Here is a 14,553-nt window from a genome sequence, read left to right on the forward strand (position 1 = left end):
AGTGCTTCCCAGCTCGCTGGTGTGTACGCTGACTCTTCCAGGCTTTCACCTGTAATTTCAGTTACTTTCGCTTGCAAAGCTGATTTATCTACAACAGGTACAGATGTTGTAGGGATTAAGCCCGTTCTTGCATCAGTCAGATCCAAAAGTGCCTTGTCTACCTGCGCTTGGGTCGCTGTCGGTTCATTCAACACTCGCTCTGCTTCATTCATCGCATTATCGAGAGTTTCCCAGCTTGCTGGCGTATACTCAGATTCCTCTAGATCCTCGCCTGTAACTTCAGTTACTTTGGCTTGTAGCAAGGACTTGTCTACCTTTGTCACAGCATTTTCGCTAAAACTTTGAGCTGGGGCGCCGTTAGTCCCTTTTAGATTACCATCTTCAATATCGTAAGAAACGATCACTGATGCATTGGATGGGATAATCTGACTCGTTTTTAACTTCAATGTCTTGCTGTTCGCCCCTTTTTCGAAACTGTCAATCGTGATTGGTTGCCCATTGATCTCCAGCTTGAAGCCAGTTAAATTTGCTACATTCGAAAAATCCAGTTCCTCATCGAACGTTACAATAACCTCATCTTCTGTCACAGACACATTACTTACATTGGCGCTTGTGTATTTTGGTGCCCACGCACTGAACGTGAAATACTCGCCATCTTTTAATGCCGCCTTGGCTGTATAATGTGGAATTCCATTTACATTCTTGAGGCTCAATTCATATCCAGATGCATCTGTAAAATCTTCACTGTCACTTACCAGTAATTGATAACCTGCTGGAACTGACACTGCCGGGATACCAATCTCCACTTCACCCACGTTATTCGTATTCTGCACTTTCCAAACTCTTTGTGCATGATATTGTCCCGGTTTATTTATAGGCTGATCATAGGTTAATGGCAGACCGTTATCCGCCCATACCAGATATTGTTGATCCGTCAAAACGCTGGGATTGTCCGCATTTGTACTTGCCAACGTGTTAACACCTACGGCGACTTGTGGCACTCCAGCATTGATGCTTAGGCTTTGTTTTTGATTCAAGCCCTGTGCTTCATCTTTGCCGATTCCTGCAATATTGTGCTTATACTTGGAATCGACAGTCCACACTTCACTTTCGTTAGTTGAAAGATAAGGACTTGCTCCGTTGTTGAGCGTAATGCCATATTTAATGGCCAGATAAGACTCAATTTTTGAAGCGTCGTTAGCTGTCTGAGCATCGTACAAAATGATCTCGGCAACATCGGCTACGAGACCACTCCAGTTATAGTTTCTTCCGCTAGTCGCACCAATTACAGGAGTAAAGGTAAACTTATCAAAGTTCATCCTATTTGTGAATTTAGCTCCAGCACCATCTATTCGAGCCGTATGATCGGTATTGCTAACGATATCGAAGTTCACAATCTGAGCTCGACTTCTATCCACTGGATTGTAGTAGTCAAAGATACTATGCACGCCATTACCTGTAGTAAAATTGTCTCCATATCCGCCCATAATAATGACACCATTAGTTCCTGTAGGCTCAGTCGCTCCCACAAGTGCTCCGCCGCTCTTAAACACATAAACGGCATAGCCTGATTGGAACGTAATCGGTTTGTCACCTACAAACTTTACTGAGCTATTATAGTGGCCTCCACCTGCCGGATTATTGAAAGCTACACTAGGATTGAAATTAATTCCTCCTGGATTATAACTTGGTGCTTTCTTCCGATCAGGAATGTCTAGTTGGAACCCCACTGGGCTAGCTGATTGATCTTTCCATTCTGTCAATAAACCGTCTTCCGTGGTAGCATCCGAGTCTGCTTTCAGCCATAACACAGGTTCAAGACCCGTTCCCCCTGGAACAGGGCTGCTAGCCGCGCTTACTCTCTCTGAACCAATTGAAGAGATGAATGTGCTTAATAACAACATGCTTACTACGGATACTTTAAATCCTTTTTTCCACTTCTTACTGTACAAAAACGACATACTTATCCTCCCTCTTTTACATTTCGCGTAATATCGACCCTCATCGTGCTTATTCTACACATAGCCTCTTACCAAACTCTTACCAAACCTTTCACTAACAAATACAACAAAAAAACAGCCTTGCAAATGAAGCTGCAAGGCTGTATATTTCCAATTAACTATTCGAATTTTTCCATTGTTGGTACCATAACTCAACTTCTAGGCCAGGACGTATACCTGCCTCTTGTTCTAAAGCGATAACCAACTGATTATATTGAGCGACCACAGGATCTTTATTGCCTAATCGATCGTAGGTCTTCATTAAGGCCAGTCCGACTTCCTCCAATGATGGTTCGAATTGCTGTACCCGGTAATATAGCGTTAGTGCTTCCGTATTCTGCCCTAGATCAATGTAATATTGTGCGAGTTGCATGGCATGGTTACGCCAGAGTGCATGCAATCGCTGGCGCTCCAACTCAGCCCATACATAATCGTCCTCGCCATAATATTTGCCTTCATATTGATCTGAGGTCTGCCGATGTTCAGTTATTGTAGACGAAGATAATAGAGGCAATCGGTTAAGACGGCTCTCCCATTCTTCCGCATCAATCCTGAATTCACCCGTTTCCAATAGATAACCAAACTGTTGATAACGAATGACCATCTTGTCCTCACCCATGAATTCGTTCATCATGCTGCGTAAGCGATGGATCCCACTGTGCAGATTGGATATACCTCTCCGCTCATCCAACTCTGGCCACAACAGTTCAAGTAGCGTATCCCGTTTAATCGGTTTGTTCCGATGGTGGAGCAAATAGGCGAATAACTCTCTAATCTTGGTTGTTCTGAACTTCATATGTTTTGGTGGCTCATTTGGGTGCACTTGGACTTGGAGCATCCCCAGACAACGGATCAACATGGATGGCCCTTCTGTTATATTCAGACTTGCTGACACCGTTCGGCGTTGATACATCTTCATCGTTTTTTCCAAACGGTCACGCGTTACAGGCTTCATAATATAGTCCAGCACTTCAAGCCCATAGGCTGTCAGTGCATGTTCGTTATATGCGGTTGTGAAAATAACTTCTGTTCCAGGAGAAACCTCATGGATACGTTCGGTCGCCTCGATCCCGTTCATCCCCGGCATTTGAACGTCCATGAAGACGATTTCCGGCAGATGAATTTCGATCTGATCTATGGCTTCCTGTGCCGTCAGAAAAGAGCCGATAACTTCGCAATCCTCTCTCTCTTGCAACAGTTTGTTCAACCTGCTCAGAGCGAGATATTCATCATCTACCAAAATCACTCTCATATGCACAACTCCTCTGGCTCACTGATCACCCTTTAATCTATAATTTTACCATAAATCCTGACGTGGGACCGCTATCATTTAAATATAGAATCTATGTTCCGGTATTCAAAAAAATGTTCATCTTTGGCAGAGGGCATGCAGGAATTTGAAGTAAACTGTCGAAAACTAAAGTCTGCCATGAAACCAATAACCTATAAAAAGATACCCCGATATGTAGTGCTGTCGATTCTATTCCTGACTATTTTGCTTGGCTTTCGCTGGATATGGTCCGAGACTTTCACTATACCCGCACATCCTGAACCCATTGAAGGCTTGTTAGACCTTCGAGGCTGGGACCTCGCCAACACTTCACCCATATCCCTGGATGGAGAATGGGAGTTTTATCCCCAGACGTTAATCTCTAATCGTGACGCGAAAATAGCGGATAACCCCTCCACACCGATTCAAGTTCCCGGTGACTGGCGTGATGCATTACCACAATCCTCATCGTCGTTTGGATATGGGACATACCATCTTCGCATACTTTTAGATCCATCTGTGGAGGAAGTCTCTCTCTGGGCTCAGAAAATCCAGACATCATCGATTATCGAGATGAACGGGACCATTGTTGCCGAATTCGGCCAACCTGCCACTCATGCCGAAGCCTATCGACCAGAAAGGACTGCATTTACAACTTCCTATGTGCTTGACGGTTCTACCGAACTCAATCTTTCGGTGCAGACAGCCAATTTTGACGATCCTTATAGCGGAGGGATCACACGCTCTCTCTATTTTGGTTCTCCAGAAGCCATTGGAAGTGAACGAGGACTATCCATTGACTTGCAAAAGATTACATTCGCTATACTGCTTTTGCACAGCCTATACGCTTTTGTCATGTTTCTATTTATCCGAAAGGAACGAGCTCTTCTGACGTTCTCGATGCTAACACTGGTAGCTGCCCTAACGGTCGCTTCCGACCATGACAATCTGTTATTAAGTTGGATTCCACTCAACTTCACTTGGATCGTTAAGGCCAAAGCGTTGTCCTATCCGTTGTTCGCATTCTTTCTTTTACAAATGGCTAAAAGCTTCTCCCATAGTCTACAATGGCGTAAACTGTTCCGCATCTATGCCAGCGTGCTTGGCGTTTACTGTTTATTTTTGCTCGTCGCACCAGTGACCCTGATCTATCATGTACTTGAGATTGGGCTCTCTGATTTCCTTTATCTGTTTGCCATCGGCTGGTCTGTGTACCTATTCTTCCGAATGGCAGCCGAGAAACGAAGGGACGCAAGCTTTTTGCTCTTTGCGGCTACTAGCAGCCTATCAAGCGTGTTATGGGGAATTGTGAACTCACATAGCGAAATTACCAACGTGTATTATCCGATCGATGTGATTGCGGCCATGTTTGGCTTCTCCGCCTATTGGTTCAGAAAATACTTCCGCAATTCAAGTGAGATCGAGAAGTTGTACGAACAGCTCAAAGAAGAGGATCGCCAGAAGGATCAGTTTCTTGTGAATACGGCTCATGAATTGCGTACACCACTGCACGGGATCATCAATATCGCCGAGAGCATCGCGGTTCGTGAACGTCGTAAATCAGGTGGGCAGCAGGCAGAAGACATGAAGCTGTTAGTTACCATCGGCCGACGCATGTCCCAACTGGTGGATGACCTCCTTGATGTCATTCGTTTGAAGGAAAAACGTATTACGCTTCAGAAGAAACCTTTATCTCTTGCATCTGTCATTCCAGGCGTGATCGGTATGTTCCGATTCATGGCAGAGGGGAAGCCCATCCATATGCAGGTGGATATTCCAGAATCACTGCCGTTGATTCAAGCCGATGAGAGAAGACTTGTTCAGGTGCTCTACAACCTGTTGCATAATGCGCTCAAATTTACCGATGAGGGTACCATTACCGTGTCCGTTCGGGAACATGGAGAGTACGTCTTGATTCAAGTTTCAGATACAGGTGTTGGTATGAGTGAGGAGATACAACAGCGAATATTCGAGGCGTATGAACAAGGGACCCCAGAGGCCCGTTTAAGCGGAGGAATCGGCCTCGGTCTCAATATCAGCAGGCAGCTCACCGAACTCCATGGCGGCCAACTCACCGTGCAATCCGTACCTGGGCAAGGATCGACCTTCCAGATCTCGCTTCCACGGGAAGACACCGCATCGTTATCGGACCAGACTGAGCAGCAATGGGACGCTCACAGCTTCGATGAAATTGCGATTGCAGAGCCGCAGCAGCAGACCGTCTCTCAAGATAAGACTGCCGCAAGAATTCTTGCCGTCGATGATGATCCTGTAAACCTGCGAGTACTGATCTCCATGCTTGCGAATGAACCGTATCATATTCAACCCGCGGCCTCGGCGCTTGAGGCACTTGAATTATTGGATAAGGAGCCTTGGGACTTACTGATTGCTGATGTCATGATGCCTCATATGTCCGGTTATGAACTGACCGAGAACGTACGCAAGCGTTATTCGGTATCCGAGCTTCCCATCCTGTTGCTGACGGCCCGTAACGAGCCAGCGGATGTATACGCCGGATTCATGGCCGGTGCTACGGACTATGTCACCAAGCCCGTGGATGCCGTTGAATTAAGGCATCGCATCGGGTCTCTGATCGTACTGAAACAATCCATTGATGAGCGACTGCGCATGGAGGCTGCTTACTTACAAGCACAGATTCAGCCCCATTTTCTTTTTAATACGCTCAATTCAATCATGGTTCTTAGTGAGATGGACACGGAGCGAATGCAGAAACTGGGCGATGCTTTTATCGAGTACCTTCAGACCAGTTTTCATTTTGTTAATTCGGAGAAAATGGTTGAGGTCACTCATGAGTTGGATCTCTCCCGCGCCTATCTCTACATTGAGAAAGAACGATTCATGCATCGGTTGAACGTCATCTGGGATATTCCCGATGATCTTGATCTATCCCTGCCGCCACTCACCATTCAACCGCTCATTGAGAATGCTGTTCGACATGGTATTCTCAGCAAAGTGGAGGGTGGAACCGTGCATATCCGAATCATCAACCAAACAGCGTCCACCTTGATTGAGATCGAGGATGACGGTGTGGGGATGCAGCCCGAGCAGATCGAACGGGCACTAGCGTGGCCCAAGAAAGGTCCCGGTGGAACTGGAGGAATTGGATTAACCAATACACATCGCCGGTTGACCCAGATGTACGGACAAGGTTTGACCATCGTCAGCTCGCCGGGCCAAGGTACGAAAGTTTCCTTTGTCATCCCTTTGGACCGCAGTTGAGAGCCTGAGCATTAAGATCGTACTATAACTCTACAGCGGCATATTATTCGATCCATATCCGTTTGCTCTGTGTAAGGTCTACGGGGAGCGCTGTGATAGCGGATATGTTCAAGTTCAATTTCAAGCTCAAGTTCAGGTTCTGACATACCAAATAAACCAAAAGAGAGCTAAGCACGGGTTTCGACCCGGCTTAGCTCTCTTTTCTATGACTTCATTATGATCTAACACAATAAGCTAAACGTTATACGTGCAGGACATGTTTTTCATCCGATAATCCCAGTGCCTTGGCTGTTGAGGAATGAACCTCTTTGAGAAGATCCAAGTTCTCCACAAGGGATATGCCGTAGGAAGGAATCATTTCCTTGATCTTTGGCTCCCATGCCTCCATATGCTGCGGGAAGCACCGCTGAAGAATCTCAAGCATGACCTGAACGGCAGTGGATGCACCCGGTGATGCACCTAACAGAGCCGCAATCGTTCCATCTGCAGACGTGACCACTTCCGTACCAAATTGGAGCGTACCCTTGCCACCCTGAACGGTATCCTTGATCACCTGCACACGCTGCCCCGCCAGAACCATATCCCAATCCTCGCTCTTCGCACCCGGAACAAAGTCACGCAATTCTGCCATACGTTGTTCTTTGGATAACATCAGTTGTTGGATCAGGTACTTGGTCAAAGAGATTTCTTTGACACCTGCTGCGAGCATCGTAAGCAGATTATGCATCTTAACAGACGTGATTAAGTCGGCATTGGAACCCGTCTTCAGGAACTTCGGCGAGAACCCGGCAAACGGTCCGAATAACAGCGACTTTTTATTGTCGATAAATCGAGTATCCAGATGCGGAACCGACATCGGCGGAGCTCCTACCGAAGCTTTGCCATATACTTTGGCGTGATGCTGTTCCACGACTTTTTGATTTTTGCACACCATAAAGATCCCACTGACCGGGAATCCGCCGATATGTTTACCTTCCGGAATGCCCGTCTTCTGGAGCAAATGCAGACTTCCGCCGCCCGCGCCGATGAAGACAAATTTCGCCTTATGGCGTTCGACTGCACCACTCTTCAGATTTTTCACGGATAATTCCCATTGTCCATCGCTGGTGCGTTTCATATTCTTCACGCTATGTTGGTAGTGGACGCCCACTTGTTGTTCCTTCAAATGTTTGATCAGCATACGCGTTAAAGCACCAAAGTTAACGTCCGTACCGGAGTCAATTTTGGTCGCTGCAACAGGTTCATTACTGGTACGATCTTTCATCATCAGCGGCATCCATTTCGCCAGCTCTTTCTTGTCATCCGAGAATTCCATGCCTGCGAACAACGGGTGATTCGACAAGGAGTCATAACGTCTTTTCAAAAACTGGACATTGCTCTCTCCGTGTACATAACTCAAATGAGGAATCGGCATAATGAAGTCCCGCGGATTACGAATCAGACGGCTATTGACGAGATAGGACCAAAATTGCTTTGAGATCTGAAATTGTTCATTCACTTTAATCGCTTTGCTAATATCTACGGTTCCGTCTGGTCGTTCAACGGTATAGTTAAGTTCGCACAATGCAGCATGCCCGGTTCCGGCATTATTCCATTCGTTGGAGCTTTCCTCTCCTGCAGTGGCTAGCTTTTCGAAAACCTTAATATTCCAGTCTGGTGCTAATTCTTTTAGCAAAGTTCCCAAAGTTGCACTCATAATTCCGGCACCAATCAAGATAACATCTGTACTCGTTTGTCCCTGGCTCATGTCTACCGTCCTTATATCCTATATTTGCCAAAAGGATGTAAGCGTTATCGATTTGGCATTTGCAGCAAGCCCATTCTTGAACGGGATCGCACCTTCTCTGAATGATTATAACCTTGATCTAGTGTATCAATAATATAGAGCAATTTAAATATGCAATTTCAAGATATTTGCTATTCCATCAGTATACGCTAGTTTACATCGGAACGTTAGCCCGGTTATAGGCCTGAAAGATATATTTGTTCAAAACAAAGAAAGGAACCCGGTTTTAGGGGGACTTTGGATGATCAAATGGATGCACTAAAAGCCGCTCTCGAATCTCTTCGTAAGGCGGCTTCATATATAAATTAACGATTACCACCCCCGGCGTCTCCGGGAGTACTCAGAAGATTGAAATCAATTCCTTTGTATAGGGATGGCGTTCTTCAGCGAACAACGCATCTGCACCAAAGCGGTCAACGATCTGACCTTCCCGCATAACGATGATACGCTGGCTCATGCGATGTACAGCAGCCAGATCATGGGAGATGAACACGTATGAAAGACCAAGCGATGTCCGCAGATCGGTGAGCAACTGCAAAACTGCTCCTTGCGAGATCACGTCCAGGCTGGCCGTCGGTTCATCCAGAACGACAACGTCCGGTTCAATGCCAATAGCACGTGCAATCGTGACGCGCTGACGCTGTCCACCACTTAGCTCATGGGGGTAACGTCCAGCCAAATCGCTTGGAAGCTCGACCGCTTCAAGCAACTTTTGGACGTAAGCCTCCTTCGACGTGTAGGTAAAGTGGGACAGCTCGACGTTCCGTCCAAGTTGTTCGTACGGATCAATCAACGAATCAGCAATCTTGAGCTTCGGGTTTAGTGCAGCCATTGGATTCTGGAAAACAATCTGAATCTTCCGGCGATGAGGTCGCAACCGTCGGCCGCTCAGCCGTGCAATATCCTGTCCACCCAGTGTAATCGAGCCTGTATCTGCATCTTCAATCCGTAGCAGACAGCGGGCGAGTGTACTCTTGCCGCACCCGCTCTCGCCAACCAGGCCAAGGCATTCGCCGTGGTTCAGGGTGAAGGAAATATCGTTCACAGCCGGTCGGTCTGCACCTGCATACGTTCGGCTGAGATGTTCCACGTGAAGCACAGGATTGCCAGGGATGCTGAGCGATGAAGATTTGTCTGAACCGGCAATATCTATATCCGCATCTATATCTGTATGATCTGAATTTGTAGTATTTATGACTGCATTGTCTGTGTCTGCATGGTTTACGTCTTTTGCAAAATCGTGGCTTCGCACACCAGATTCTTCTTCGGACTGCACAAGTCCACGGCGTTCAGCATCTGTGGTTTTCTTCATTCGGTTCCTGCCTCCTTCAATCCCGACTTCAGCGAACGACTCAGAACGGGAGCCGCATCAATCAGCTGGCGCGTATATTCATGTTGGGGATGATCGAGAATGCTATGTTTCCCGCCAGATTCGACGATCTGCCCTTCCTTCATCACAGCCAAGCGGTTGGCATAGCGACGTACATGGCGCCAATCATGCGTGATAAACAGAATGGCACATCCCGTCTCCGCTTGTTTGCGTGCCAGCAGTTCCAACACGCGATGTCCGGATACACTATCGAGTGCCGTCGTTGCCTCGTCTGCAACTAGCAGACGAGGAGACAGCATCAGCGAGGTGGCAATCGAGGCCCGCTGAAGCTGTCCACCGCTCAACTGGAACGGATAGCGGCGCAGCAATTCAGCGCCAAGGCCAACCGATTCCAGCGCTTCCTCCGCTCGTTTCTTGCGGATGGCAGAAGACTTTTCTCCATGTACCTTCTGGTATTCATCAAAGTGCCCACCAATGCTTCGAAAGGGCGTAAATGCTCCCTGATAGTCTTGAAAAATATATGAGATGCGGCTTCCCCGTAGGGCTCGCATCTCCTTTGGCTTCCGTTCGAGCAGGTTGCTGCCTTCGAACATGACTCGCCCCGACGCATGCAGGTTGGGCGGCAGCAGACGACCAATTGCTTGCGAGAGTAAGCTTTTGCCACTACCACTCTGACCAACCAATGCCATGAACTCGCCTTCGCGAACAGCCAGAGAGACTTGATCTACAATCGTACGATCCCGACTGGAGATACTCAGTTCCTCAATGGAGAGAATCATGGCTGCACCTCTTTCTTCACGTCAAACCGGTCTCTTAGATAGTCACCCAGCATGTTGGCGAGCAGCACTACCGAGACAATGGCAAGACCCGGATAGATCATCAGCTCCGGCCGAGACTGGAAGTACGGCCGTGAGTCGTTCAGCATCGCACCCCATTCAGGTGTTGGCGGCTGTGCGCCAAGGCCAATGTAAGACAATGATGAGATGAGTAGAATGATTTTACCCAGATCAAGACTGGCCAGCACAAGCACATGGCCTGCGATATGCGGAAGCAGATGTTTTCTCATGATACGACCGTCCGATAGTCCGTTGGTCCGGGCGATACGAATGTAATCCTTTTGTGACTCCGATAAAACCGTACTTCGAACGAGACGCGCATAGCTGACCCACTTTACGATTACAATCGCCAATACCAAATTGCCGATTCCCGCGCCAAGCAAGCCACTTAGCACAATCGCCACGATCGTATCAGGGAAAGCGAGAAAAGCATCAGCGATGCGCATGAACAGCTTATCGACCCAGCCACGTTTGTATCCCGCAATCAATCCAAACGGAATACCAATCAGCAGGGCAGCACCGAGTGCCAGCAGGCTATAACCCAGTGTTTGGCCGCCGCCAAGTAGCAGACGTGTCAGTACATCGCGGCCCAGGTGGTCGGTGCCGAACGGATGGAGAGCACTTGCGCCCTGCAATCGTCCGCGCAGATCGGTTAAGGTATGATCATGCTTCAGAAATAAAAAGGCATACAAGGAGGCCGCGATGACCAGCAGTGCAAACAGCAGACCAATGATTGCCTGCCAGCTATGTTTTTTAGATTTTGTAGGTGGAATGGGCAGGGGTATGGTTTTCATCGGTGGGCCTCCTTTTCCTTGAGTTTCATTTCGGGATTCAAATAACGGTACGACAGATCAACCGCCGTATTCACGAGGAATACCACGATAGCCATGATCAGAATGTAACCCTGAATCAGTGGATAATCACGCTGGCGGATGGCGTCGACGACAAGCTTGCCAATACCCGGATAAGCGAACAACACCTCAATCACAACAACTCCGCCAATCAGGCTACCGAGACTGACGCCGAATACTGTAATGACAGGCGGCAGACTGTGCCGGAAGGCGTGAAGCATGAAGATCCGGCCTTCGGATAACCCTCTTGCCCTGGCGGACCGAACGAACTCCTGGCTAAGAGAATCCAATAGGCTGGAACGCAAAAGACGCACATAAACGCTGGAGATGGCAAGTCCCAGCGTCAGAGATGGCAGAATAAGTGATGTGAATCCATCCCGGCCCATGGTCGGCAGATTGCCGAAGCGTACGCCGAACATGTCGATCAGGATTAGACCCAGCCAGAAGCTTGGCACCGCCGCACCCACAATGGAGAGCATCCGGCTGCCGCGGTCAATCCAACTGCCACGATGGAGTGCTGATAGCGAGCCGAGCGGGATAGCTATAACGAGCATGACCAGCAGTGCGCCAATCGTCAGTTCAGCCGTAGCAGGCAGCGCACGCATCAAGGTCTGCATGACGGGCTGGCCTGTTGAATACGATACGCCGAAGTCGAGACGAACAAAATCGAGCAACCAGTTGCCGAACTGGACAGGAAGCGAATCATTGAATCCCATCTCCTCGCGTACAGCTTCGACCTGCTCCTGACTAACAGACAGTTTGTCCACATTCAGGATCGTCAGCACGGGATCACCCGGAGCCAGACGAATGAACAGGAAACTCACAAACATAATGAACAACAGAAAGATAAATACCTCAAGGAACTTCCGAAGCAAAATGCGAAACATTACATCACATCCAGCTTATTGGTAATCATGTAATATTCACTGCGAGTGGTAACCCAATTCTTGATCTTCTTGCCATTATAGGCAACGATCGTACCTGGATGCAGCACGAATGAATTCAGCACGTTGTCATGCACATAGTTGGCTGCCTTCTCGGCAAGCTCTGCGCGCTTCTCCGGTGCAACTGTGAGATTCAGTTCATCGATGATCTTGGTCAGTTCCGGATCTTCCGATCCACTGAAGTTAAGAGCACCCTTAGGGTGATACGTCGCATTAAGGTAATAGCCTGCATCCCCACGAGGAGCCGTCAAATTACTGTACGTTGCAATATCCCAGTCACGGTTAGATGCCATATAATCTTCTGGCGTGTCAATCTGGCGAATCTGCACGTCGATACCGATCTTCTTCGCATCAGATTGGAATACTTGAGCAATCAGTGGCAGATCGGCACGAGCCGAATACGTCAGTAGGGTCAATTGCAATGGTTTTCCGTCCTTGGTCATCACGCCGTTTTGCTGCGTGTACCCTGCTTCGTTGAGATATTTTACAGCGACATCAGCTCCGGATTCCGTTGCTGTATCCGTATAGGTTGGTGCAAATGGCAGCGATGGCAGGAACGGTCCGATGGCCGCTTCGCCATAGCCGAGCAGGATCGTGTCGACGATACCCTGACGGTCAATCAGCGCGTCCAGCGCACGACGAACATTAAGGTCCTTCATACTCTCCCGCTGCATGTTCATCGTTAGTTGATGCACGCGGAACGTCGATGTAGATTCAACGGTCATGCCGTCCATCGCTTTGAGCGATTCGAGGCTTTCGACTTCCGGACGGTATACAATATCTACCTGCCCAGATTTGAGCGCTAGTGTGCGGGCATTGGCATCTTCATTGAATGAGAACGTGATGGAATCCAGAGGCGATGCTCCGTCCCAATATTCATCATAGCGATCCAGTTGCAGCTTGCTGCCTGGGGTAAAAGAGGTCAGTTTGAACGGGCCCGTACCAATGGGCTTGTTCACAATGTCCGGCTCACTCACGTCGATAATCGCCGTGTTGGGGTTCACCAGTTCCGAAGCGAACTCCGGGAACGGCTGAGTTGTAGTGATTTCCAATTTGTCGCCCTTGGCTTCAATCGTATCAATCTTCAGCGCGTTCTGGATGGCTACATTCTCTTCCAGTGCCCGCTCAAGGGATGCCTTAACGGATTCACCCGTCATCGGCTTGCCGTTCTGGAAGGTCACATCATCTCGCAGGTCGATCGTCCAACGCTGCCCGTCTTCGCTCTCCCAGCTCTCGGCGAGCCATGGAGCCACCGTCAGGTTCTCTTCATCGAGACGAACCAGCGTTTCCGTAATGCCCGCGCGCAGCGGCACATAGCTAGAATCCACATGTGGATCTAGCGAACTGGTGGAGAAGTTATATAGGAAATGAACATTTTTATTATCGGTGGATGGTTGCGCAGCGGGACTGGACTCAGATGATCCGCAGGCGCTCAACAGTCCAGCGCTCAAGGCCAAGGAGACCAGCGCTAGCAGTGGCGTCTTTTTATTCAAGGTAATGCCCCTTTCTCTTAATCGTAATCATTATGATCTACACAATGAGTATTATCATATCGTAATGATTACGTTTTGACAAGAGTTATGTTGGTGTTAGAACGAGAAAAAATCCGACTCTCGGATGAGAGCGGATTCTTCATGTTTTTTGTTACATATGAGTGCTCTATTAGCGGGCATTCCTTTAAGATCCGGGATTATTTAGATGTAGAACCATGCAAGATTTCTCGAAGAGTTACAATCCAGTTTCGTAGTCTTCTAGCAAATGTGACCAGTAACCTTCAACATTCTTCATTGCTATCGGATCAATCTTCTCAAAATAACCACGAAGTGCTCTAGCATACTCATCTGAGGTATATGTACCTTCCAGTCTCATTTTAGCTGCCCGTTCACTTCTAATTAGATGAAACAAAAAGAAGGTTCCCAAATTCTTATTGAGCATATATACGTTGGACTTATCCAATGATGATGTTGTGAAAAACATATCGCTCCCTTGTTTTAGATAGAGGCCGTACGAGTCACGCATACCATAACTTGCGAAGTGACCAATCTGAATATATTTCTCTCCTTCAATAACTTTCACTTGGAAAGCTTCAGATTCATAAAAGGAAAAATCATCATATTGTTCTGGAACTCCTATGTCGATTAAAAAATGAGCATTCTCTTCAGTTACTCCCCAAGCTTTTAGTTTAGTATAGTCATAATTGATTATTTCCGTGTCATAGTAGTCCTTTATCTCTACGATATCAAAATCCATGCTCTCACTCCTCTAACTTTTAAAATGCTTGAGCTAGAGCCATACG

The 14,553-nt window shown here is 47.7% G+C and carries 10 protein-coding genes; 1 reads left to right on the top strand and 9 read right to left on the bottom strand.

Going from position 1 to position 14,553, the window contains the following annotated elements; translation table 11 throughout:
* Together AC1DE7_RS28280 and AC1DE7_RS28285 are read right to left on the bottom strand one after the other, a co-directional pair.
* Positions 1–1,961: DUF8202 domain-containing protein (locus AC1DE7_RS28280; protein WP_477535657.1), on the bottom strand; the 1,961-nt coding region annotated here is incomplete at its 3' end.
* A gap of 154 nt (positions 1,962–2,115) precedes the next feature.
* Complete coding sequence (locus AC1DE7_RS28285; protein WP_076320146.1) at positions 2,116–3,252, bottom strand: response regulator; 1,137 nt, start codon at positions 3,250–3,252, stop codon at positions 2,116–2,118.
* Between the two features lie 177 nt (positions 3,253–3,429).
* Here AC1DE7_RS28285 and AC1DE7_RS28290 point away from each other — a divergent pair, with 177 nt between their 5' ends.
* Positions 3,430–6,510, top strand: coding sequence for a hybrid sensor histidine kinase/response regulator (locus AC1DE7_RS28290; RefSeq protein WP_340983861.1), 3,081 nt, complete (start codon positions 3,430–3,432; stop codon positions 6,508–6,510).
* Between the two features lie 241 nt (positions 6,511–6,751).
* Here AC1DE7_RS28290 and AC1DE7_RS28295 read toward each other — a convergent pair whose 3' ends face one another.
* The 7 genes from AC1DE7_RS28295 to AC1DE7_RS28325 form a co-directional block, all read right to left on the bottom strand.
* Positions 6,752–8,257: a malate:quinone oxidoreductase gene (locus AC1DE7_RS28295; RefSeq protein WP_076252082.1), complete on the bottom strand. Its 1,506-nt coding sequence runs from the start codon at positions 8,255–8,257 to the stop codon at positions 6,752–6,754.
* Between the two features lie 379 nt (positions 8,258–8,636).
* Entirely contained in the window at positions 8,637–9,608 is a 972-nt protein-coding gene (locus AC1DE7_RS28300) for an ABC transporter ATP-binding protein (RefSeq protein ID WP_477535658.1), read from the bottom strand.
* Complete coding sequence (locus tag AC1DE7_RS28305) at positions 9,605–10,405, bottom strand: ABC transporter ATP-binding protein (protein ID WP_477535659.1); 801 nt, start codon at positions 10,403–10,405, stop codon at positions 9,605–9,607. The genes AC1DE7_RS28300 and AC1DE7_RS28305 overlap by 4 nt, the downstream gene beginning before the upstream one ends.
* Entirely contained in the window at positions 10,402–11,256 is an 855-nt protein-coding gene (gene nikC, locus AC1DE7_RS28310) for a nickel transporter permease (protein WP_477535660.1), read from the bottom strand. The genes AC1DE7_RS28305 and nikC overlap by 4 nt, the downstream gene beginning before the upstream one ends.
* Positions 11,253–12,200, bottom strand: coding sequence for a nickel ABC transporter permease (gene nikB / locus AC1DE7_RS28315; protein WP_282319823.1), 948 nt, complete (start codon positions 12,198–12,200; stop codon positions 11,253–11,255). Before nikB ends, nikC begins: the two co-directional genes overlap by 4 nt.
* Positions 12,200–13,750, bottom strand: coding sequence for a nickel ABC transporter substrate-binding protein (gene nikA, locus AC1DE7_RS28320; RefSeq protein WP_405158205.1), 1,551 nt, complete (start codon positions 13,748–13,750; stop codon positions 12,200–12,202). The genes nikB and nikA overlap by 1 nt, the downstream gene beginning before the upstream one ends.
* Before the next feature lie 235 nt (positions 13,751–13,985).
* The gene (locus tag AC1DE7_RS28325; RefSeq protein ID WP_405158206.1) at positions 13,986–14,507 is read right to left on the bottom strand and encodes an SUKH-4 family immunity protein; all 522 of its coding nucleotides are present in this window, start codon (positions 14,505–14,507) and stop codon (positions 13,986–13,988) included.
* Positions 14,508–14,553 lie beyond the last annotated feature (46 nt).

It is taken from the genome of Paenibacillus sp. 10L310 (assembly GCF_056395745.1).